Origin of the sequence: Curtobacterium sp. LFS079, assembly GCF_047977865.1 — a bacterium.
Lineage (GTDB): Bacteria > Actinomycetota > Actinomycetes > Actinomycetales > Micrococcaceae > Arthrobacter.
Genome location: NZ_JBFPFO010000001.1, coordinates 392682 through 414592, shown reverse-complemented (window position 1 = coordinate 414592; position 21911 = coordinate 392682). Strand labels below are relative to the sequence as shown.

Genomic DNA, 21911 nt, shown 5'->3' with positions numbered 1-21911 from the left:
GCTGCTGCTGCTGGATAGTATGCTATATTCCTTGACGGCCGGGGGGCACGGTGACACCCATAGAGTTCCTGACCACTCTACGCAAGCACTGGGGCACGGTAGTTGCTATCGGCCTCATCGGAACGGTGCTTGGGTTCACGGTCGCGCGCTTCACACCTGAAACCTTCCAGAGCACAAGCAGCGTCTTCGTCTCAGCCCAACGGGGCGAGACCTCCGCCGAGCTTGTCCAAGGTTCCACGTTTACGCAGAACATCGTTCAGTCCTACAGCCAGCTGGCTACCATGCCGATCGTGCTGGACCCCGTCATCGAGCGCCTGGGTTTGGCTACCACGGCCACCAACCTTGCGAAATCGATTACGGCGGAGACCCCGCTGAACACCTTCATCATCGAGATCACGGTCACCGACAGCTCGCCCCGGACAGCTGCAGACATAGCCAACGCCATCTCGGATGAGCTGACCACCGCGGTCCAGCGCCTGTCGCCGCGAAGCGACTCCAATCTCCCGGTGGTGGAATTGAAGAGCGTCGCCCGGGCCATTCCTCCTCTCACAAGGTCCGCACCGAATACGCCGCTGTTGCTTATCAGCGGCGCCGGGATCGGGCTGGTGCTTGGCTACGCCTTCGTTCTGCTCCGGGCCGTCATGGACACCCGTATCCGCACCGAACACGAACTGCAGCGGACCGGCGACATTCCCGTGCTTGGCGTGATCGGGCGGCAAGCCGGAACAAGCCCGGGAGCCGGCCGGCCCGGAACATCGCTTGCCGAGCCAATCGCAGAGGCGTACCGGCGCCTCGCGACAAATATTGAATTCCTGGACCCGGATACCAAAATCAGTTCCCTCACAGTCACGTCGTCCATGCCGGGAGAAGGAAAGACGACGACGGCCATCAGCCTCGCGCTCGCAGCCGGGGAGCTGACTCCGCGGGTACTGATCGTCGACGCCGATCTGCGCAGGCCGAGCATCGCCAAGTACTGCGGCATCGAGGGAGCGGTCGGGCTCACTTCCGTCCTTGCGGGCCAAGTCTCCTTGGAAGAAGCCGTAGAGCCCTGGAACCACATCCACGTCCTGCCCGCGGGCTCCCTTCCACCGAACCCCAGCCAGATCGTGAACAGTAATGCCATGGCCGACCTCATGGTCAAGATAACGCGATCCTACGACTTGGTGATCGTGGACTCGCCACCGCTGCTGCCTGTCACCGATTCCTTGGCCCTTTCCCGGATCACCGACGGAGCGCTGGTGGTGGTCCGGTTCAAAGTGACGCGACGCCAGCAGCTCCGCAGCTCACTGCTAGCCCTTGAAGCCGTCAAGGCCCGCGCCGTCGGTGTTGTCTTGAACAGGGTCACCCAACGGAACAGGGATGCCGAATACAGCTATGGAAGGGCTGTGCCCGGGACCCCGTGGGAGAGGTTCCAGGCTGCATTGGCCCGCGTCGGAAAGAGGATCCGGAAGGCGCGGGCCGGCATGCGCAGCAGGAGCGGTTCCGTGTCCGGCGGATACCCCGCAACGGACGGCTTCCCGGTGATCAACAGCGGGGTTCCCAGGCGCGCCGGCAAGTCGTCCAGGCCATGACTCCGCGGCATGATTTCGCCGCAGAGCTTGGCCCGCCGCCAATCGACGCCCAGTCCCTCAGCCGCAAATCGGGTGCCGTCCCGATCGTGCGGCCGGAAGATCGACGCTCAGACCATGCGCTGGCGGTGACGACGCTCATCATCGCCATGCCGCTGCTGGGCATTCGGTTCAACCTCGGCCAAGGGGTGACTCCGGGCTACCTGATCTCTTTCATCCTCATTCCGCTTTGGCTCCCCGCGCTGCGGCATTACCGGGGTGCCGTGCTCGTTCTCCTCGCAGGCGGGATGGCTGTGGTTTCCGGCTTGTGGCTCACCGCGTCCTCGTCAATCGACCACGTCATCAGCAGCAAGAACCTGATCGCGGACTCGATCATGGTCCTGGGTGTCATGGCGGGCGTCGGAACCGTTCTGTGGGCACGCCAAGTGCTTCCGCTGCACCTCATTGCCTTGCTCTTCGGCGTCGGTCTCGTGGCCACGATATATCTGGGAGATCTTCGTCTGGCCACCAACCCATGGAAATACGCCTACTCGGTCCCCGTCACCGTCATTGCGCTCGCATTGACGCGCCATCTGCAGAGCCGCTTCATGGAGATCCTTGTCCTCATGGCCCTCGGGGCGTACTCGGCGCTCAATGATTCGCGCTCAATGTTCGCAATCCTTGCAATGACAGCCATTCTCCTGCTGTGGCAATATCTCCCGAGCAGCCGCAAGAACGCCATCTACAAGACCTTGTTGGCGCTGGCAGCCGTTGCAGTCCTGACCTACAACGTTGCGGCTTTCCTTGTTGTGGACGGATACCTTGGAGCCCATTCCCAGGCGCGTTCCCTGGAACAGATCCGGACTTCCGGTTCACTTCTGGTGGGAGGCCGGCCAGAGCTGACGGCTTCGCTTGCCCTCCTCGAGGACCGTCCCATGGGTTTCGGAACCGGTGTAATTGCCACGCCGTCCGACATCCTGGTCGCGAAGACCGGCATGGCGAATATCAATTACGACCCCAACAATGGCTACGTCGAGCACTACATGTTCGGCGACAAGATCGAACTGCACTCCGTGTTGTCCGATCTCTGGGCATTCTTCGGCATCCCGGGCCTGGTTGTTGGCTTGGCGATCCTCGCACTCCTTGTTCGGGTGCTGATAACGATGGTTGCCCACCGAAACGGTTCCGGCCTCGAACTTTTTGTCATCACGCTGACTCTATGGAACTTGTTTTTCAGCCCGCTCTACAGCTCAGCGCCCACTCTCCTGATGGCCCTCGGCGTTGCCTTGCTGCGAAAACCCGGGCGGCACGAGCAGGACTTCGAAACCGCCCGCAGGGAATCCGAGGGTAGGATCAGGTGGCGGGCCGCCTAAGACTCCGGCGGGGCAGCATGCTGACCACCGTCGGGGGGCCCGCCGTCGCGAAGATCGTGGTCATGGGGTTGTCCGGCATTCTTGGCATCGTCACGAGCCGGCTCATCATCGAGCATTATGGCGTGGAGGCATACGGCCAGTACGGCCTTCTGGCCACGCTTCCCACCCTGTTGCCGTTCGCCGACCTGGGCATCGCCGCCGTCGTCGTCAATTCCTTGGCCGAATCCAAATCACCCAGCACCGACGACTTCGTCCTGCGCACCATCGTTACCGCCTTCCGCATCCTCGCGGTTTCCGGATTGGTCATCATTGGGTTGTCCGTCGCCATTTACGTCCTGGGGCTGTGGCCTACGCTTCTTGGCCGCGGGCTACTCCCCGAAGGGGGCAGCGTCGCCGCCGTGCTGTGCCTGGCCATTTTCGGCTGCGTGCTTCCGTTGACCGTAGGACAACGCATTGTGGTGGGGCTGGGCCGGACCACTGCCCAGGTCGCCGCCCAGACCGTGGTGGCACCCTTCATGCTGATAACCATCCTCACGGTCGTGGCACTCGCGATTCCGGCGGGCACTTTCCTGGCGGTTTTCTCCATAGTGGCCAACTCCATGGTCTCTGTAATCTGCCTCGTTATCGCGGCCAAGGCAATCAAACCCCAAATGGGCCTTGCTTTTGCCCGGATCCCCCGCTTCCGCCGGTACCCGGGCGTCCCCGTCATGAGCCTTACATGGCCTGTGCTGGTTTCGTCCATCGTCATGCCGCTTACCTTGCAGACAGACCGGCTCCTGCTCAGTCAGTTGACCCATGGGGACGAACTGGCAAGGTACAACCTCGCTGCCCAGCTTTTCGGACTGATACTGCAGACCATCGCTGCGTCCGGAGTTGCCCTGTGGCCTTGGTACGCCAAGGCGCGGTCCGAGTTGAGGATCGTTTCGCCGCGGATGCCCGCGTTGTGGTTCCTGGCCGGTGGACTTTTCCTCGGGGCGGTCATGGCCTTGGCCTCACCTTGGCTGGAGGTCCTGGTTTCCAAAGGGAAGATCCACCTCGATCCCTGGCTCTTGGCGGGCTTCGTGGCCTTTGTTGCGGTGGAGGCCGCCAAGTACCCGTTGGGCATGTACATGACCGACGCCCGGGGCCTGCGCTTCCAGGTTGTCCCAATATTGACCATGGTCCCCGTCAGCCTCGGGCTGTCATGGAGCCTCATCGGGGTCGTTGGCGCCGGCGGTCCGGTGCTGGGTTCGGCCATCGCCGTCCTGCTCTGCCAAGTGCTCCCCTACCTTTGGTACGTCGGGCGGGATCTCGGAAAACGGCGCCAGGAGCAGACTGCGGAGGAGCCTGCGCGGTCCGAAGAATAGCCCGGCTGCTTGGGCTGCCCGACGGCGGTAATCAGGCCTTGCGTGCCGCGATCTGAATCTCATGCGTCATGCGCGTCCGGTACTGGATGATGCCATGGCGCTCGGCGGCTATTGGCGCATCCTCCAGGGCCGCGGCGCGGACATTGCTCCAGTCGCCTGCAACAGCCTGCACGGCATCGGCTATCGCTGCGGCGCTGCCGGGCTCGACGAACCGGACAGAGGAGTATCCCCCGCCGGCCTCCAACAAGCCGGACGTCTCGCTGACCACAACCGGCCTTGCCGCCAGGAGCGCCTCGATGACCGTGTTCCCGAACGGCTCGTCCAACCTTGACGGGACCACTGCCACGTCCGCGTCGGCCAGGAAATTCCACACCGTCGGCTGGAAGCCATGAAACCTCACCTGCGACTCCAGCTGCCTGGTTCGGACGAGATCCCGCAACTCCTCCTCGTACCACTCGTATCCGGGGAACACCGCTCCGACCACGTCCAGTTCCGCGGCGACTCCCCTCTCACGGAGGACGCCAAGTGATTCGACCACCACGTCGGCACCCTTGCGGGGAGACAATCGGCCGACAAAGAGGAGGCGCACCGCGCCGTCCAAGGCGTCGCGCGGCCCTTGGACTTCCGCGGGACCGCCCACTCCGTTGTAGATTACAGTGGTCTTTGACTTCAGCCGGGCGAATGCACTCTCCAGTACAGCCGAACTGTACTTGCTGTTGGCGACGACGGAGCCGGCCAGCAGAAGGGGAAGCGCGAGGAGCCGACGCATCACCAACGAGGCCGAGCCTTCCGCTTCATGGACGTGCACCAGGACCGGGATGCCCCTGATGAATCCCACCAGGTTCCACAAAGGTATGGTGACGGTGTTGACGTAAATGACATCAGGCCTGACGGCAGAGACGAGCCGGTGCGACGCAACCAGCCCCCGGAGGCTGGCCCAAACAAGCCTCCCGATCCCGCGCGGCGAGAGCATGCTCTTCCGCAGAACAGGGGTGGGGCACAGACGCACCGAAGCGCCACATGCAGTCAGCTTCGCGGCCAAGGGACCGTCCGAGGGCAGCGTAACCACCACCTCTGCGCCATCGGAAACGAGTCCTTCGACGCTTTCAATGAGAACCCGGTCCGAACCATACAGATCCGCGCTGGGGTGTGCCACGAGCGCAACAAGAGGGGCCACGTCAACCTCGGAATCTGTGGGGCGTGGAAGGCATTCTACCTGAGGCGGGTGGTGATTATTCCGGCGACTGTAGGTACAGTAAAAATAACCGTGCTGGCCGGTCGTTACGATCGAAACAGTTGAACGCGGAGGCTCAGCTCCTGCGGCCCAAGGGGGGCCAAAAATGGATACTGACCGGAGCCTGTTGCGTCGACTCTTTGCGTTGCTCATTTCCTTATCCTTGGTCCTCGCCGGAGCGCTGCTCATGGCAGCTCCCACCCAAGCTGACTCTGCCCCGGTAAACCCCGGCCCCGCGACTCCACCCACGGTGACGGCGGACGGATTGCCGACTGTCCAGATAGACGGCGTCGTCTGGAAGCAGGTGGTGGTTGGCGACATTGTCTACGCGGCCGGCAACTTCAGAAAAGCGAGGCCTGCCGGGGCGGCTCCCGGGGTCAACACCACCCCACGAAACTACGTTCTCGCCTACCGCCTCAGCACAGGCGCCTTGATCACGGACTGGGCGCCCAGCCTGAACGCCCAAGCAGTCACCATCACTGCGTCTCCGGACGGAACACGCATCTATGTGGGTGGTGACTTCACCACAGTGGACGGGGCCACCGCCTACCGCGTTGCGGCCATCAACGCGGTGGGACAGCCGAATCAGGGAAAAATGATCACCAGCTTCAGGCCATACGTGGACTCCCGGGTAAGTGCCATAGCGGCAAACGCAAATGTGGTCTACCTTGGCGGCTGGTTCACCGCAGTCAACTCCGCCACCCGCGCCAAGGCCGGAGCAGTGAGTGCCGCGGACGGCAGCACCCATAGCTGGAACCCCGGCACTGCCGGCGGAGACGTCATCGCCCTCGCCCTGTCGCCGGACGGCAGCCGGGTGGTCGTGGGCGGCAACTTCACGAGCATGAACGGCTCCAACCTTCCCGGCTATGGCTTGGCCTCGGTCGATCCCACAACGGGCCGGACCAATTATCCGTTCGCCGTGAACTCGATTGTCCGGGATGCGACGTCAAATGGCGCCATCCTTTCCCTGTCCGGCGACAGCGACTACGTCTACGGTGTGGGCTACGCATATGGCTATGGCGCCAATTTCGAGGGAGCCTTTTCCGCGGCTTGGAGCGATGGAAAGATCAACTGGCTCGAAGATTGCCATGGAGACAGCTATGGGGTGGTTCCCATCGGCCCGGTGGTCTACGTGGTGAGCCACGCACATTATTGCGGCAACATCGGCGGGTTCCCCCAGACCAACCCTTGGACCTACCACTACGCCACGGCGTTCAGCCGGCAGGCCACGGGCACCATCACGAAGGACCCGCTGGGCTACGCCAACTTCCAGGGCTACCCGTCGCCCACGCTGCAGAATTGGTTCCCGACCCTTACCGCGGGAAGCTTCACCGGCCAGTACCAGGCAGCCTGGGCCGTCACGGGTAATTCGCAGTACGTTGTGCTGGGCGGCGAGTTCCCCACCGTCAACGGTGTGCCGCAACAGGGCCTGGTGCGCCTTGCCGTCAAGGACATAGCACCGAACCTCCAGGGTCCGGTTGTCTCGGGCGGATCGTGGGTTCCCACGCTGCAATCGCCGTCCAGCGGGACAGTGCGGGTCAATTGGCTGGCGAATTACGACATGGACAACAAGAACCTGAGCTACCGCGTTGTGCGCAATGGTTCGGTCACGGTCACCACCTTTTCGCGTGAATCCACATTCTGGCAGCGGCCGAGCCTGAGCTTCACGGAGACAGGCCTGGCGCCAGGTTCGCAGCCCACCTACCAGATCATCGCCACGGACCCCTTTGGCCGGCAGGCAGCATCCGCGACGGCGACGATCACCGTGTCCGGTACGCCGACGTCGAACGCTCCTCCAACGGCATCCTTCACCGCAACCGCCAATGGCTTGACTGTCTCGGTGAACGGTTCCGCTTCCTCCGACACCGACGGCACTATCAGTTCCTACGCGTGGAACTTCGGGGATGGCACATCGGGTACCGGAGTGTCTACCTCTCACACCTACGCGGCAGAGGGCACCTACACCATCATTTTGACGGTTACCGACAATGGCGGAGCAACAGGTACAACCTCCAAGCAAGTCACCATCACGAGCGGCGGATTTGTTCCGCTCGTGCTGGCCCGGGACGCCTTCGAACGGACTGTTGCCAACGGCTTCGGCACCGCTGAAGTCGGCGGCGCCTGGACCACATGGGGATCCAGCGGAACATCCTTGTCCGTCAGCGGAGGAAAGGGCAATGTCACCCATTCGAATGGTGCCTCTTCCGGAACCGCCTACCTCAACTCCGTTTCCTCCAACGACACCGATCTGTGGGTGAAGGTTTCCATGGACAAGGTGACGAATGGCGGCGGCTCCTTCTTGAGCATCGTTGGCCGGGACCGTGGAGCATCCGGCGACTATCGCGCAAAGATTTCCATCGCGGCCTCGGGGGCTGTGACACTGCAAACGGAACGGGTCTCCGGGGGTGAAACGGTACTGGGCACGGCCAATCCAGGGTTGACCTACGTACCCGGTGACGAGCTGCAGCTGCGGCTGAGGGTTACGGGCCAGTCCCCGACGACCGTGAGTGCCAAGCTCTGGAAGGTGGGAACTACCGAACCGGCCGCATGGCAGGTTACGGCGCAGGATTCGACTGCAGCCCTTCAAGGAGGTGGAGCAATCGGGTTCAGCACCTACCTGTCAGGTAGTGCCACCAACCTGCCCGTGGCGGTACGATACAACGACCTGCTGGCCCAGACGACGAATTAGCATACAGGGAGCTGGCCGCCTATGAGGATGCATGACGTGACTCCTAGCGGCGATGGGTTATGGTCGCGCGGTCTTTCCCGTAGGGAACTCCTTGTACTTGCAGCGGGCGCCACAGTCCTGACCTCCTGTTCCGCCAAGCTGTCGCCTGATCAGAGGAACTCTCCGCTCCAGAACTTCCTTTCCGGCAAGCCCTTCTTCATTGCCCACAGGGGGTCAGGCGACAACTGGCCCGAGCACACTGCCTACGCGTATTCCCGGGCAGCCGCCCGCGGGGCGAAAGCAATCGAAGTTTCGCTCAGCAGCACGTCGGATGGCGTGCTGGTGTGCCACCACCTCACCAATACCAAAAAACTGACGGGGCGGGACTGGAATATCGCCGAGCACAGCTTCGCGGAACTTGCCACACTCAAGAATGACGCCCGGGAGTGGCTGGGACCGGCTTCTCCCTTGGAGCCTGTTCCCAAAGTCAAGGACGTCCTGGACACCCACGCTGCCGGGCGGGTGATCTTTATCGAAGACAAACAAGGAACGAATACCGCTCCCGTTCTGGACCTGCTGAACAGCTACCCTGACGCAACCGAACACTTTGTGTGGAAGCAGCCAGGCGGCATGCCCCTGCCTGCCGCCGTTCGCGAACACGGCTACAAGAGCTGGGGATACTTCGAGGACGGTTCAGGCAAGCAACTAGATGAGCAGGTTCAACAGTTCGACTTGCTGGGCATTTATCACGATGCCTCCGATGAAGACATACGCCGGTTGCTTTCGTACGGGAAACCCGTCATCTGCTGGGAAGTCCACACCCGCTGGATGCGCGCACGCTTGGAGGCGCTCGGGGTGCAGGGCATAATGTGCTCAAATCTGCCGTATGTGACCACCGGGAACGCCCAAAGCAGCCACGACAGCTTTGCCACAGGGTTGCGGGCCCCTGGTGACCTGCCGTGGAATCACGAGTGGGAGAGCCAGCCCCTGCTGCGGCCCGGCACCTCTTCGTGCAGCATCCGAGGCGAAGGCAGCCGCAGCTATGTCATGGGATCCATGTGCCCCATCGAGGGGGATGCCTACACATTGACTTTCGAGATCCAGTTCCCCGGCGGCACGGATGGAAAACCTGTACCGAAGTGGGAGGCCGGGCTTGCATTCGGGCAGCCTGACGATCAGCCTTTCCGGCCATGGAACAAGGTTCCGGTGGGAGGGTATTTCCTTTCCCTGAACGCGAAGGGCGACCTCGAACTCTATCGGCAGGAACCAGGCCGGGCGGATCCCGTGCAGCTCGCGTCTGTGGCAACGCCTCCTCCCATCCCGGGCAAGTGGATGAGGTTCCGTGCGCAGGTCACTCCGTCAATCGTCCGCATTTCGCGCCTGGACGGGCAGGAGCTGGCAGCAGAAGCGGAGGACAAGACGTACCGCGGTGGCTATTTTTCACTCTACAAGAGTCATGCAGCCGCCATTTCAGCCGACTTCCGATCCCTGTCCGTTGCCCCAGCCTGATCAAACATAACCGTCGACGATCGCGGCGGCGATCTCCTTGTACGCACGGCGCGTTTCGGGCCGCAGCACATCCAAGGTGACGAGGTCGCCGTCGGCCACTCCCCTGTCATGCGGCACGGCAATCAACTGGCGGCAGATCCCGGAAAGGTGCTCCTCGATGGCGCTCTTGTCCACGCGGGACGAGACCTCGTCCTTGTCCGTGATGACCACGATCGCGTTGCGGGCCAGCTCCTCATAGCCGTGGCTGGCGAGCCAGTGCAGGGTGCTGCGGGCGCGCTTGGCGCCGCTGACCGCGTACCCGGCGGCGATGATGAGGTTGTCCGCGGACTGCAGGATCCCCGACATCGCGTTGTGGGTGACGCCGGTGCCGCAGTCCGTGAGGGCCACGGAGTAGTAGCTGGAAATCAGCTGGCGGATCTTCAGGTATTCCTCGGCGGTGAGAGAGTCCGAAACTTCGGGGTCCTGCTCCCCCGCGATCAGGTGGAGGCGGCCGGCATGGTGCATGTAGCGGGACAGCGCCGTCAGGGAGTCGATTCCCCCGAGGTTGCCCAGCAGATCGGTGATGGTGCGGGGCGTGGAACGCTGGTAGATGCCTTCGCCAAGGGCCCGTTCGACGAGGTCGCCGGAGTCCGGGTTGGCGTCGATCGCGCACGGCGGGTCCCCGCGGTATTCGGCCAGGGTCAGGCCGACGCCCACGGTGGTGGAGGTCTTGCCGATGCCGCCCTTGAGGCTGAGGATCGCGGTGTTGAAGCTGCCCTGCAACTGCCGTGAAATCCGGCGCGCCAGTTCGTCTTCCTGGCGCTGCCGGGCGCTGGGGCCCAAGTTCCAGGCCCCGCCCGTGAGGCGGTAGAGCGCTCCGCGGAAACCGCCGATCGGCCGCGGCTTCTGTTCCTTCACGAAAGAACCCGGGGAGCTGGTGAAGTCCGGCATCGGCGCCGACCGCAGGGCCGCGCGCTGGGCCTCCGGGCGCCCGGTGCCAGGGACCGCGTCCGTGACCGTGCCGTCGTCGACGGCGGCACCCGTCGCGGGTGCAAGGCTTTCCCACGCGGCGGTTTCCTCGGCTTCCACGAGAAGGGAATCAGCGACGGCGGACCCGGCCTCCGTGGCATCTGCGGCAGCGGCGGCCGCGGCCCAGGAACTGCTCTGGATGAGACCGCCGGAGGCGGTTTCCGGTTCCGGCGTGTTTGCGGGGACGATAGGCATGGTTCCTGTCCGGGCATCGTCCTCGGCACGCCGGCGATCGCGGCGACTGCGGAACTCTTGCTGCCCTTCGGTAGCAGTAGCTGGGTCGGTATCGTTCTGCACGGAATCCGCCATGGTGTCGTCCCCCCGGACCCGCAACGGTTGGTGCTGCGGAGCTCGATTGAAATGCATCAAACGCTAAGTCTAAACGCCCGCTGACAAACCTGCAGGTCAAGTCGGACTTCGGGGGCCAGCGCACCCTGCACTGGATGACAACGCGAACACGCGCAGGAACAAGTCGCGGCGCGTTCCCGGGGACCATACTCCCTGCATGAGACCTTCACCACAGTCCCTTGGACAGCCCCCCTTGACGGCCCCGCGGCAGGAGCTGCGGCGCGATGCGCTCGGAGTGGGCGGCATCGTGTTCCTCGTCCTCGCCGCGGTGGCGCCGCTGACCGGCATCATCGTGATCGCTGCCATCGGCGTTGCCGTGGGCAACGGCGGCGGCATGCCGGGTTCCTTCCTGATCGCGACCGCCATCCTGCTGCTCTTCGCGGTCGGATACGCCCAGATGGCACGCACGCTGGTCAGCGCCGGCGGCTTCTACGCCTTCGTTGTCCGCGGCATGGGCCGGCACTTGGGGCTCGCCGCAGGCTTCATCGCCATGCTCGGCTACAACTGCTTCGTTGCCGGAGCCGTCGGAACCTCCGGTTTCTTCACCGCCACAGTCGTCAAGGATCTCACCGGGCTGGACCTTCCCTGGTTCGTGTGGAGCCTGGTCTCCGTTGCCGCCGTCTTCCTGCTCAGCCGCCGCGGCATCGACGTCAGCGCCAAGGTGCTCGGGGTCTGCCTGGTACTGGAGGTGTCGATCCTGCTGGTCCTGGATTTCTCGGTGCTTTTCCGCCATGGCTTCGCACCCGCAGCGTTCTCGCCCGGATTTGTGTTCTCCGGCTCCCTCGGCCTTGGGCTGCTCTTCGCTGCCAACTGCTTTGTGGGTTTTGAAGCCACAGGCCTGTTCGGCGAGGAAGCCAAGGATCCGCGCCGCACCATCCCGAAGGCCACGTACCTGTCCATCCTCTTCATCGGCGCCTTCGCGGCATTCACCAGCTGGGCGATCGTCAGCGCCCTCGGCGTGGAGCAGGCGCAGGGAACGGCCTTGGAACACCTGGCCACCGGGGACCTCGTCTTTGCGATTTCCAGCGAGTACCTTGGCGATTTCCTCACCAAAGCCATGATGGTGCTGCTGCTCGTGTCCCTTTTCGCTGCGCTGCTGGCCCTTCACAATTCCGCGTCCCGGTACATCTACGCGTTCGGCCGCGTCGGCGTCCTTCCGCCCGCGCTGGGCCGTACCCGCCCGGGCAGCGGCGCCCCGCAGAACGCCAGCGTGGCCCAGCTGGTCTTCGGCACGGGCATCGCCTTCATCTTCTGGGTGGCGGGGCTCGACCCCATCACGGCACTCACCGCGTCCATGACGGGTTTCGGAACGCTCGGCATCCTGAGCCTGCAGCTCATGGCAGCGGTCGCCGTCGTCGTGCACTTCCGGCGCCAGCGGGACCCGCGGCTCTGGCGGACGCTCGCCGCCCCGGGCCTGGGCGCCCTGGGCCTGGCCCTGATCGTGGGGCTGGCCGTCGCGAATTTCCCGGCGCTGGCCGGTTCGGACAACCCGGTGATCGGTGCATTGCCCTGGCTGCTGCCCCTCGCGGTGATCCTGGGCGTGGCCACCGCGGCATGGTTGAAGTCCCTGCGTCCGGAGGTTTATGAAGGGCTGAGCCGCGACCTGGAGCGGTTCAACAGTTAGCGGTTCAACAGTCAGCGCCCTAGGGCTGAGTTTCCTGGAGCCGCTTGATGAACCAGCGCGACTGCTCCGGACCGTACGGCAGCACCGGGATCGCCTTGGTGGCGTCCGTGGGCATGTCGCGGATGGACTGCCTGGCCTGTCGCACCGCGGTCGTCATGGTGTCGGCGAGGGTCTTGACGAACTGGTCGCTGCAGGGCTTCCCGTGACCCGGGATCAGGAACTCGTAGCGGTGGCGCAGGGCCGAGATGTGCCGCAGGGCATCCGCCCACTCTTCCGGGTAGGAATCCTCGAAGGAAGGGTGGGCGCCCTGCTCCACCAGGTCGCCGACAAAAAGGGTGGTCGTGGTGCCCGCCAGGAGATCCCCGTCGGTGTGACCACGGCCCAGGTAGAAGAGGGTCACCGTCAGTCCGCCGAGGTCCACCAGCACAGGCTGGTCCTTGACGATGGCGTTCGGGATGACGATCTCCACGGCTTCGCCGCTTCCGGCTGCCATTTCCGGCTCGATGTCCGCCACCAGGCGGCGCTGGTGGTCGGCGTCGTCGTCGATCGTCGCGGCACAGTTGACGTGCGCCCAGAACTCTGTGGCGCCGTCGTCGGCGAACACCGCGTTGCCGAAGTAGTGGTCGTAGTGGGCGTGGGTATTGACCACCACCAGCGGCAGTTGCGTCTTTTCGCGGACGGCGGCCAGGATCTCGCGGCCCTGCCTCGGACCGCTGCCGGTATCGATCACCATGGCGCGCTCCTGGCCCACCACGAGGCCCGTGTTCAGCAATCGCCCAGGGGTTTCCAGCACGTAGTTGTCCGGGCCTACTTCGAGCCAAGCTGACATTTCGTCTCCGTATCCAGATGCGTTCCGGCGGTGTCCAGGCCTCGATTCTACCCACGCGACGGCGGCGGAACGGGGAGGATTGCCCCGCGTCAAGGGGCGGTCTGCCGGTTTCCCCGGACGGTTTCCCGGGCAGCTCCCGACGGCGGCCCTGCACCCTTGTTTTGGACCCCGCCTTCTGCTTCCCTGAAGATGTGCCGGCCGCCGACGTGCCACCTCCGGCGTTGTTGCTCCGGACCGGCCGCAGGAAGGGGCACGGTCATGAGCTCTTTGTGGTTGGAAACCGCCGGGAGAGTCCCCACCGATCCGTTCGAACCCGGCCGCAGCTACGACGTCGTCGTCGCCGGCGCCGGGATCACCGGCCTGGCAACCGCCGTCATGCTTGCCCGGGCGGGCCATGCCGTCCTAGTGCTTGAAGGGCGCCGGATCGGCGCCGCGGCCACGGGGAACACCACCGCAAAGCTGAGCCTGCTGCAGGGCACAGTGCTGTCCGGGCTGCGCAGCATGTTTTCCATCCGGCAGGTCCACGCCTACGTGGAGGCGAACCGGGCCGCTCAGGAGTGGCTGCTGGGCTACCTTGAGGGCCGCGGCGTGCCGTTCCAGTACCGCGACGCCTACACCTTCGCCACCACCGCAGCCGGCGCCGAGAAGCTCCGCACCGAACTGGAGGTGTCCCTCGCAGCCGGCCTGGAAGTCGAGCCGACCCGCGAAACGGGGCTTCCCTTCGACGTCGAAAGCGCCCTGCGCCTTCCACGCCAGGCGCAGTTCAACCCGATGGAAGTGCTGAACGCCCTCGCTGCGGATGTCCGGGAAGCCGGCGGAACGATCGTCGAAGGTGCGCGGCTCATGAACGTCCACACGGGCGATCCCCTCACAGTGATCACACGGCGCGGCGACATCCGGGCCAAGACCGTGGTCCTGGCCACCGGCTCTCCGGTGCTGAACCGCGGACTCTACTTTGCCAAGCTCCGGCCCAACCGCTCCTACGCTGCGGCGCTGCGGCTGCCGGAGGGCATCAGCCCGCCGCCGGGAATGTACCTGTCCGCCGAGCCTCCCACCCGTTCGATCCGGGACTACCCCGGACACGGCGACGGCGGGGCTTCCGACGGCCGTCTGCTGCTGGTGGGCGGCTACGGGCACCCGGGCGGGCGGGCGCCGTCACCCAAGGCCAACCTCGAGCAGCTCTTAGCCTGGGCGCAGGGGCACTATCCCGGCGCCGAGGTCACGCACACGTGGTCCGCCCAGGATTACCAGGCGGTCAACCTCATGCCGTTCTTCGGCAAGCTGCCCCGGGGGCGCGGCAAGATACTCTTCGGCACCGGCTACAACAAATGGGGCATGACCAACGGCGTGGCCTCGGCCCTGGACATCGTCTCCGAGATCACAGGCAGCCCCCAGCCCTCCTGGGCACGCACCATCCACAGGCGGACCACCGGCCCCCGGGGTGCAGCGTCGACTGTGTCCTTCAACCTGGACACCCAGCTGCAGAACGCCCGGGACAATGCGGCCCTGAAAGACAAGCCACCGGTCACCGAGGAAACCCGCCCCGCGGAAGGCACCGGGGTCACCGGGCTCTTCCACGGCAAGCCCGCGGCCGTCTGCACCGTGGACGGCCTGGTGTGCCGGCTGTCAGCGCACTGTGCCCACCTCGGCGGAATTGTGCACTGGAACGACGCCGAACAGTCCTGGGATTGCCCGCTGCACGGTTCCCGTTATTCCGCCGAAGGCAAGCTCCTGGAGGGCCCAGCGACCCACAACCTGCTCAAGCTGCAGTAGGAACGCGCTACAGGTCCGCGAGCGCCGTGCCCGGGTTCTCGATGGCGTCCGCCACATAGCGGAGGAATCCGGCCGCGGTCTCGCCGTCGCACACCCGGTGGTCGAAGGCCAGGGTCAGTTCGGTGACTTTCCGGACCGCCAGCTGGCCGTCGACCACCCACGGCTTGTCGATGATGCGGCCAAGGCCCAGCATGGCCACCTCGGGGTAGTTGATGATCGCTGCCGATCCGTCCACGCCGAACACGCCGTAGTTGTTCAGGGTGAAGGTGCCGCTGCCCAGTTCCGCAGGGGTGGCCTTGCCTTCGCGCGCGACGGCGGTCAGGCGGCGGATCTCCGCGTCCAGTCCGCGGGCGCTGAGCTTGTCCGCACCGCGGACCGAGGGGACAACGAGCCCGCGTTCGGTCTGCGCCGCGAAACCGAGGTTGACGCCGTCGAACGCGACGATCTCCTGGCTGCCGTCGGGCAGGGTCTCGAAACGCGTGTTCAGCTCCGGATACTTCTTCAGCCCGGCCGTGACGAAGCGCGCAATGAAGGCCAGCAGGCCCGGGGTGTGCTGGTCCCCGGCCTTCTTCAGCCCGGCCCGCATCTCCAGCAGCGCGGTGGCGTCGACATCCACCCAGACCGTGGCCTCGGGGATCTCGGACCGGCTCTTCGCCATGTTCGCGGCCACGGCCTTGCGCACGCCGCGGACCGCTGAGCGCGAGGCCACCGGCAGTCCGGTCCGGGCGTCCAGGGGCCCGGCAGTCGCTTCCGCAGCGGCGGTCGCGGGGGCAACCTTCCGAGGTTCCGCAATCGCGGCCTCCACATCGCGGCGCAGAATGAGCCCGCTCTCCCCCGACCCCGGAACAGAATCCAAGGAAACCCCATGATCCCGCGCCATCTTCCGCACCAGCGGCGAAATGACGGCAGACAACTTCCCAGGAACCCGCGACGACACCTCAGAGAAGGACAGTTCAGGCGCGGCAGCAACCTTCCGAGGCCGCGTCCGCCGAGCCTCACCCCCGCCGGACGTCCCGTAACCAATAAGCACATTCCCGGACCCGGCCCGCTCCTCAACGCGATAGGCCTCGGCGGCAGCAGAGGCGGACGGGGGGCTGACAGCCGAAGCCGCGGACGACGAGACAGCAGAAGGTGCGTCGACAGCCGAAGCCGGAGCGGATGATGCCGCCCCGGGAGACGAGTCGACGGCGGAAGCCGGAGCAGGCGATGCCGCCCCGGGAGTGGCATCGGGCCTGCCTGAGCCGGCAGCATCGTCCGCAGGACGGATGCTGTCCGGCGAAGGGGCGGGGGCGGCATCGCCTGCGGAGGCGCCGGTACCCGCAACATCCTGCTCGGCGGACCCAGCCGAGACCCCAACCGGAGCCACCGAGATCAGCGGCTTCCCGACGTCGAGCGTCTGGCCGGGTTCGCCGTGCAGCACAGCCACGGTGCCGGCGTACGGCGAGGGCACCTCCACGACGGACTTGGCGGTCTCGACCTCGGCGATGGGCTGGTCGACGCGGATTTCGTCGCCCACGGACACGAGCCAGCTGAGGAGCTCGGCTTCGGTGAGGCCTTCGCCGAGGTCCGGGAGGCGGAAGACTTGCAGTTCGGCGCTCATGGTCAGTTCTCCCATTGCAGGTCGTCGACGGCGTCGAGGATGCGGTCGACGCTTGGCAGGTAGTAGTGCTCCAGCTTCGGGGCCGGGTACGGGACGTCGAATCCCGTAACGCGGCGCACGGGGGCGGCGAGCTGGTGGAAGCAGCGTTCCTGGACCCGGGCCACGATTTCCGAAGCCACGGAGGCGAAGCCGTGCGCTTCGGCAATCACCACGGCGCGTCCGGTCTTGCGCACGGATGCGGTGACCGTCTCGTCGTCGAACGGCACGATGGTCCGCACGTCGATGACCTCGAGGGAGCGGCCTTCCTCCGCGGCAACTGCCGCCGCGGCGAGCGCGGTGGGGACGGAGGGGCCGTAGGCGATCAGGGTGGCGTCCGTGCCGGAGCGGGCGACGGCGGCGCGCCCCTCGCTGCTGTTTCCTGCGGCGCGGTTGGCGGCGTGCTCGGCAGCCAGCGCCTCCAGGTCCACTTGGTCCTTGGACCAGTACAGCTTCTTGGGCTCCATGAACATCACGGGATCGTCGGAGTCGATGGCTTCGCGCAGCATCCGGTAGCCGTCGGCAACGGTGGCCGGGGTGAAGACCTTCAGGCCGGCCGTGTGGGCGTAGTAGGACTCGGAGGAGTCGCAGTGGTGCTCTACGCCGCCGATCCCGCCGGCGTAGGGCACGCGGATGACCATGGGGAGCTTGAGGGCGCCGCGTGTGCGGTTGTGCATCTTGGCCACGTGGCTGACGATCTGTTCGAAGGCCGGGTACGCGAAGGCGTCAAACTGCATTTCGATGACGGGGCGCATGCCGTTCATGGCCATGCCCACGGCCATGCCCACGATCCCGGATTCGGCCAGCGGGGTGTCGAAGCAGCGCCGTTCGCCGAAGGTGTCCATAAGGCCGTCGGTGATGCGGAAGACGCCGCCCAGGCGGCCGACGTCCTCGCCGAAGACCAGCACCGAATCATCGTCCCGCATGGCATCGGCCATGGCGGTGTTGAGGGCCTTGGCCATGGTGACGCTCTGGGGCTGCCGGGCTTCCGCCGCTGCGGCCGCGCTGGCTGCTGCACGGGCGGTGGCGGCGCTGACGTTGCCGTTCGCCTCCGAAGACGTGGTCACGGTGGGGCTCACTTTCCGGCCTCCTTCTGTGCGGCCTTGCCGGCCTCTTCGCGGGCGAGTTCGTCGGCCAGCAACGCGGATTGTTCGCTGAGCTGGGGGGTGGGGACGGAGAAGACGTAGCGGAACAGGTTCTGGGGTTCAACCGGAACGTCCTCGCCGAGGCCTTCACGCAGTTGGGTGGCGACCGCCTCGGCGTGCTCCGTGATCCGGGCGGCGCCGTCGTCGTCGAGCAATCCGCAGCTCCTGAGGTAGGTGTCCATGCGGCTGAGCGGGTCCTTGGCTTTCCATTCGCTGACTTCGGCGTTGTCCCGGTAGCGGGTGTCGTCGTCGGCGTTGGTGTGGGCCTGCATGCGGTAGGTGTTGGCTTCGACCAGCAGCGGCCCGGAGCCTTCGCGGGCCAGCTTCACGGCCCGGTCGAGCACGGCCAGCAGGGCCACGAGGTCGTTGCCGTCCACGCGTTCACCGGCCATGCCGTAGCCCACGGCCTTGTGCGCCAGGGACGGTGCCACGGACTGGTGGCTCAGCGGCACGGAGATGGCGTACTTGTTGTTCTGTATGAAGAAGATCACGGGCAGGTGGAAGACGGCGGCGAAGTTCAGGGCCTCGTGGAAGTCCCCCTCGCTGGTGGCGCCGTCGCCGCACATGGCCATCACCACGGTGTCCTCGCCGCGCAGCTTGGCAGCATGGGCCACGCCGACGGCGTGCAGCAGCTGGGTGGTCAGCGGGGTGCACTGGATGCCCACCTTGTGTTCCTGGGGGTTGTATCCGCCGTGCCAGTCGCCGCGGAAGATCGTCATGGCCTGCACCGGGTCCACGCCTTTGGCCATGACGGCGACGGCGTCCCGGTAGGTGGGGAACAGCCAGTCGCCTTCAGCCAGGCACATGGCCGCCGCCACCTGGCAGGCCTCCTGGCCGTGGCTGGAGGGATAGACGGCCATGCGGCCCTGGCGCACCAGCGCCGAGTTCTGGTCATTGACCCGGCGCCCGACGACGAGGCGCTCGTAGGCGGCCATGAGCTCGGCGTCGCCCGGAATGGGATATTCGTGGCCGGGTTCGGTGCCCTGTTCAGCTTCGGGCTTGAGCGTGCCGTCCGGGGCCACCATCTGGATCTGATGGCGGGCCGGGAGCATGTAGTCCTCGACGCTGATGCCGAACTTGCGCTGTACCTCGGATGCCTGGTCCGTGGTGGACTCCTGGCTTGCGGAGATCGTCATTGGTCCGTCCTTCACGCATAGGTCCCTTCCCAACACTCGCGAGCTCGTGTCGGGACCCTCGGGACGATGCTTACACTATTTGCCTCAAGTATGGTCCTCGCTGAAGATTCGTATCCAGCGCTGGCCGGAATCGTGGAAGACCTTTCAGGAAGCGGCTAGTCTGGAAGACGAATTGCAGAATGTGAGCTGGGTTACCGGCCGCAGGTGGACAAATCGTGCGCAAGCGTTCCTGCAGGAAGGAAGGATCCATGGCTGAAACAGGGCAGGAACCGCCGGAGGTCCAGCAGGAGGCTTCGTTGGAAGTCGCGCTGGACGATGTGGACCGTGACATCATCGCCGAACTCACGCGCGACGGCAGGATGTCCGTCACGCAGGTGGCGGGAAATGTGCACATCAGCCGCGCCCACGCCTATTCCCGGATCGGGCGCCTCACCGGCGAAGGTGTCATCACCAAGTTCACGGCCGTAGTGGACCCGGTCAAGGCGGGGCTGAAGTCCTCGGCGTACGTGACACTGAAGGTGCAGCAGCATTCCTGGCGGACGCTGCGCGAACAGCTCCGGGCGATCCCGGAAGTCCAGCACATCGCCTTGGTGGGCGGCAGCTTCGATGTGATCCTGCTGGTGCGCGCCACGGACAACGTCCACCTGCGGCGGGTGATTTTCGACCAGCTGCAATCCATGCCGGGGGTCATCGACACCCAGACCTTCCTGGTGTTTGAGGATGTTGATACCCGATAGGTCCGTACAGCGGGAATATCCATCCGGTAATGCCGCCGCCCCGGTGATAAAGTCGGGTGGCGCACTGGGAGAATTCCGGACAGTTTATTGAACAACAATAAAAGCATTTCTCCCTGCCGGAATGCCGCCATTGATACAGGCCCGACAAGGAGATCACGTGAAGGTTCTCGTCACCGGCGCGGGCGGCCGCGTGGGACGCGCCGTACGAGCGAAACTGGACAGCTTGCCAGGCATCCGGCCGAGCTATCTGGTGAGTCCCCGGAACCCTCCACGCGGCGGCGCGGAAATCAGGGTCGACCTGGGCAGCCCGGGGATGCTGGCCGGCGTCGTCGCTTCCGTGAAGCCGGACGCCATCATCCACCTTGCTGCGATCGGCGGAGCGGCTTGCAACGACGATCCGCAACTCGCCGAGAAGGTGAATGTCCTCGGCACCCAGGTGCTGGCTGATGCGGCCGCCGAGGCAGGAACGTCGCGGGTGGTCTTTGCGTCCACCGCTGCGGTCTATGGCGACCAAAGACACCGCGCGGTCACGGAAAAAGACAGCGTGGACCTCAGAGGCAGGTACGCCGAAATGAAATTCCGCGGGGAGCAGATCCTGCGCAGCTATTCGGACTCTGCGGGACGGTCCAGCGTCGCCCTGCGGATCTTCAACGTCTACGGAGAGGGCTTTTCGGATTCCCTTGTGTTCCGGCTGCTCAATTCAGCTGAAAGCAACCCTCTCCGGCTCCACGGGCTGGACACTTTTGTGCGGGACTATGTGCACGCCGACGACGTTGCCGAGGCCCTGTTGCTGGCAGTGGATCTACCCCTCGCGGGAGGCCACGAGACGTTCAACATCGGTACAGGCACCCCGACCAGCAACCGCCGACTCGTCGAGCGCCTGAGCATCAACCGGACGCTCCATTATGAAGTCGCCGAGGCTCTGGACAGCTACAGTTGCGCTGACATCAGTTTGGCGCGAAAAGTCCTGGGGTTCTCGCCGAAACACTCCCTGTAAGGCGGGGTCCCCATGGGATCGGGCTGCGCGGACTAGGCAGGTTGGCTTCTTTGGAACCACTCCAGCGTTCGTTGGATTCCGGTCTCCAGGTCCACCGGCCGGACGTCCGGGAAAAGTTCGGACATCAGCCGGCCGTCACTGCGCGAGGCCCTGACATCGCCGGCACGCGCCTCTCCATGGATGACGGGCAGCGCCGCGCCCATTGCACGCTCGATCGTTGAGATCACTTCCAGCAGGGTGCTATTGGACCCGAAGGCGAGGTTGACCGGCCCCTCGGAGCTCAACTGCCGCTGGCATGCGGAAAACAGAACGTCGCAGACCGTATCCACGTACGTGAAATCGCGTGACTGCAGGCCGTCTCCGTGAACTTCGAGGGATTCACCGCGCATGGCCGAATCGAGGAATTTCGGAATGACCGCAGCATACGCGTGACCGGCACGCTGCTGGGGCCCGTAGACATTGAAGAAACGGAAGGCCAGCGTCTTCATCTGGTATGAGCGGCCGTACGCAAGGGCATACGACTCGGCCGCCAGCTTGCTGGCTGCGTACGGGCTGACCGGCCGCGTCCAGTCATTCTCGGATTTCGGCAGCACGGGGTTGCTGCCGTAGACAGAGCTTGATGACGCTACGACGACGTGCTGCACCTCGTTGGCCCGGGCCGCTTCCAGGACGTTCAAAGTACCCGTTGCATTGGCGTGGTGGCTCGGAATGGGGCGCGCGATCGAGCGGGGCACACTCCCAAGCGCCCCCAGGTGCACCACCGAGTCGACACCGCGGGTGGCCTCGTGCAGGAGCTCTTCATCGAGGATCGACCCTCTGAACAGCGACGCCTTCAGGCCGTCGAGGTTCTCCTCATAGCCCGTGCTGAAATCGTCAATCACCACGATTTCTGCGGAAGGGTCTTTTTCATTGAAATAGCGGACCAAGTTCGAACCGATGAATCCGGCCCCGCCGGTTATCAAAACCTTCATAGGGTAGTGCACTCCTTGACGTGTTCTCCA

At 65.0% G+C, this 21911-nt stretch carries 16 protein-coding genes; 9 read left to right on the top strand and 7 right to left on the bottom strand.

Features of this window, described 5'->3' with window-relative positions; translation table 11 throughout:
* The first annotated feature begins 50 nt into the window (after positions 1-50).
* Genes ACNQPB_RS01945 through ACNQPB_RS01935 form a run of 3 tightly spaced genes read left to right on the top strand, consistent with a single transcriptional unit; the run spans position 51 to position 4266 of the window.
* Complete coding sequence (locus ACNQPB_RS01945) at positions 51-1571, top strand: tyrosine-protein kinase domain-containing protein (protein WP_498748651.1); 1521 nt, start codon at positions 51-53, stop codon at positions 1569-1571.
* Positions 1568-2920 (top strand): O-antigen ligase family protein, encoded by a 1353-nt coding sequence (locus ACNQPB_RS01940; protein WP_498748649.1) that lies wholly within the window; start codon positions 1568-1570, stop codon positions 2918-2920. The genes ACNQPB_RS01945 and ACNQPB_RS01940 overlap by 4 nt, the downstream gene beginning before the upstream one ends.
* 17 nt (positions 2921-2937) lie before the next feature.
* A complete protein-coding gene (locus ACNQPB_RS01935) occupies positions 2938-4266 on the top strand; it encodes a lipopolysaccharide biosynthesis protein (RefSeq protein ID WP_498748648.1) in 1329 nt (442 codons plus the stop codon).
* A gap of 31 nt (positions 4267-4297) precedes the next feature.
* Here ACNQPB_RS01935 and ACNQPB_RS01930 read toward each other — a convergent pair whose 3' ends face one another.
* On the bottom strand, positions 4298-5443 hold the full coding sequence (locus ACNQPB_RS01930) for a glycosyltransferase family 4 protein (protein WP_498748646.1): 1146 nt from the start codon (positions 5441-5443) through the stop codon (positions 4298-4300).
* Between the two features lie 163 nt (positions 5444-5606).
* Here ACNQPB_RS01930 and ACNQPB_RS01925 point away from each other — a divergent pair, with 163 nt between their 5' ends.
* Both ACNQPB_RS01925 and ACNQPB_RS01920 read left to right on the top strand, forming a co-directional pair.
* Positions 5607-8189, top strand: coding sequence for a PKD domain-containing protein (locus ACNQPB_RS01925; protein ID WP_498748645.1), 2583 nt, complete (start codon positions 5607-5609; stop codon positions 8187-8189).
* 36 nt (positions 8190-8225) lie between these two features.
* Positions 8226-9677, top strand: a complete 1452-nt coding sequence (locus ACNQPB_RS01920; RefSeq protein WP_498748643.1) for a glycerophosphodiester phosphodiesterase — start codon at positions 8226-8228, stop codon at positions 9675-9677.
* On the opposite strand, the gene ACNQPB_RS01915 is transcribed toward ACNQPB_RS01920, so the two are convergent.
* Positions 9678-10880 (bottom strand): MinD/ParA family ATP-binding protein, encoded by a 1203-nt coding sequence (locus tag ACNQPB_RS01915; protein WP_498748641.1) that lies wholly within the window; start codon positions 10878-10880, stop codon positions 9678-9680. It lies immediately after the preceding gene.
* A 310-nt stretch (positions 10881-11190) separates the two neighbouring features.
* Between ACNQPB_RS01915 and ACNQPB_RS01910 the strand changes: the two genes are divergently transcribed.
* Positions 11191-12657 carry an APC family permease gene (locus tag ACNQPB_RS01910; protein ID WP_498748640.1) on the top strand — a complete coding sequence of 489 codons (1467 nt, stop codon included), beginning with the start codon at positions 11191-11193 and terminating at the stop codon, positions 12655-12657.
* A gap of 19 nt (positions 12658-12676) precedes the next feature.
* Here ACNQPB_RS01910 and ACNQPB_RS01905 read toward each other — a convergent pair whose 3' ends face one another.
* Positions 12677-13486: an MBL fold metallo-hydrolase gene (locus tag ACNQPB_RS01905; RefSeq protein WP_498748638.1), complete on the bottom strand. Its 810-nt coding sequence runs from the start codon at positions 13484-13486 to the stop codon at positions 12677-12679.
* A 258-nt stretch (positions 13487-13744) separates the two neighbouring features.
* On the opposite strand from ACNQPB_RS01905, the gene ACNQPB_RS01900 reads away from it, so the two are divergent.
* Positions 13745-15259, top strand: coding sequence for an FAD-dependent oxidoreductase (locus ACNQPB_RS01900; RefSeq protein ID WP_498748636.1), 1515 nt, complete (start codon positions 13745-13747; stop codon positions 15257-15259).
* Between the two features lie 7 nt (positions 15260-15266).
* Here ACNQPB_RS01900 and ACNQPB_RS01895 read toward each other — a convergent pair whose 3' ends face one another.
* Genes ACNQPB_RS01895 through ACNQPB_RS01885 form a run of 3 tightly spaced genes read right to left on the bottom strand, consistent with a single transcriptional unit; the run spans position 15267 to position 19176 of the window.
* Complete coding sequence (locus ACNQPB_RS01895) at positions 15267-16859, bottom strand: dihydrolipoamide acetyltransferase family protein (RefSeq protein ID WP_498748634.1); 1593 nt, start codon at positions 16857-16859, stop codon at positions 15267-15269.
* Between the two features lie 2 nt (positions 16860-16861).
* Positions 16862-17974, bottom strand: coding sequence for an alpha-ketoacid dehydrogenase subunit beta (locus tag ACNQPB_RS01890; RefSeq protein WP_498748632.1), 1113 nt, complete (start codon positions 17972-17974; stop codon positions 16862-16864).
* Positions 17971-19176 carry a thiamine pyrophosphate-dependent enzyme gene (locus ACNQPB_RS01885; protein ID WP_498748630.1) on the bottom strand — a complete coding sequence of 402 codons (1206 nt, stop codon included), beginning with the start codon at positions 19174-19176 and terminating at the stop codon, positions 17971-17973. Before ACNQPB_RS01885 ends, ACNQPB_RS01890 begins: the two co-directional genes overlap by 4 nt.
* A gap of 248 nt (positions 19177-19424) precedes the next feature.
* Here ACNQPB_RS01885 and ACNQPB_RS01880 point away from each other — a divergent pair, with 248 nt between their 5' ends.
* A complete protein-coding gene (locus ACNQPB_RS01880) occupies positions 19425-19913 on the top strand; it encodes an Lrp/AsnC family transcriptional regulator (protein WP_498748629.1) in 489 nt (162 codons plus the stop codon).
* A gap of 157 nt (positions 19914-20070) precedes the next feature.
* Positions 20071-20910, top strand: coding sequence for an NAD-dependent epimerase/dehydratase family protein (locus ACNQPB_RS01875; RefSeq protein WP_498748628.1), 840 nt, complete (start codon positions 20071-20073; stop codon positions 20908-20910).
* A gap of 32 nt (positions 20911-20942) precedes the next feature.
* Here ACNQPB_RS01875 and ACNQPB_RS01870 read toward each other — a convergent pair whose 3' ends face one another.
* Entirely contained in the window at positions 20943-21881 is a 939-nt protein-coding gene (locus ACNQPB_RS01870) for an NAD-dependent epimerase/dehydratase family protein (protein WP_498748627.1), read from the bottom strand.
* Positions 21882-21911: the final 30 nt, after the last annotated feature.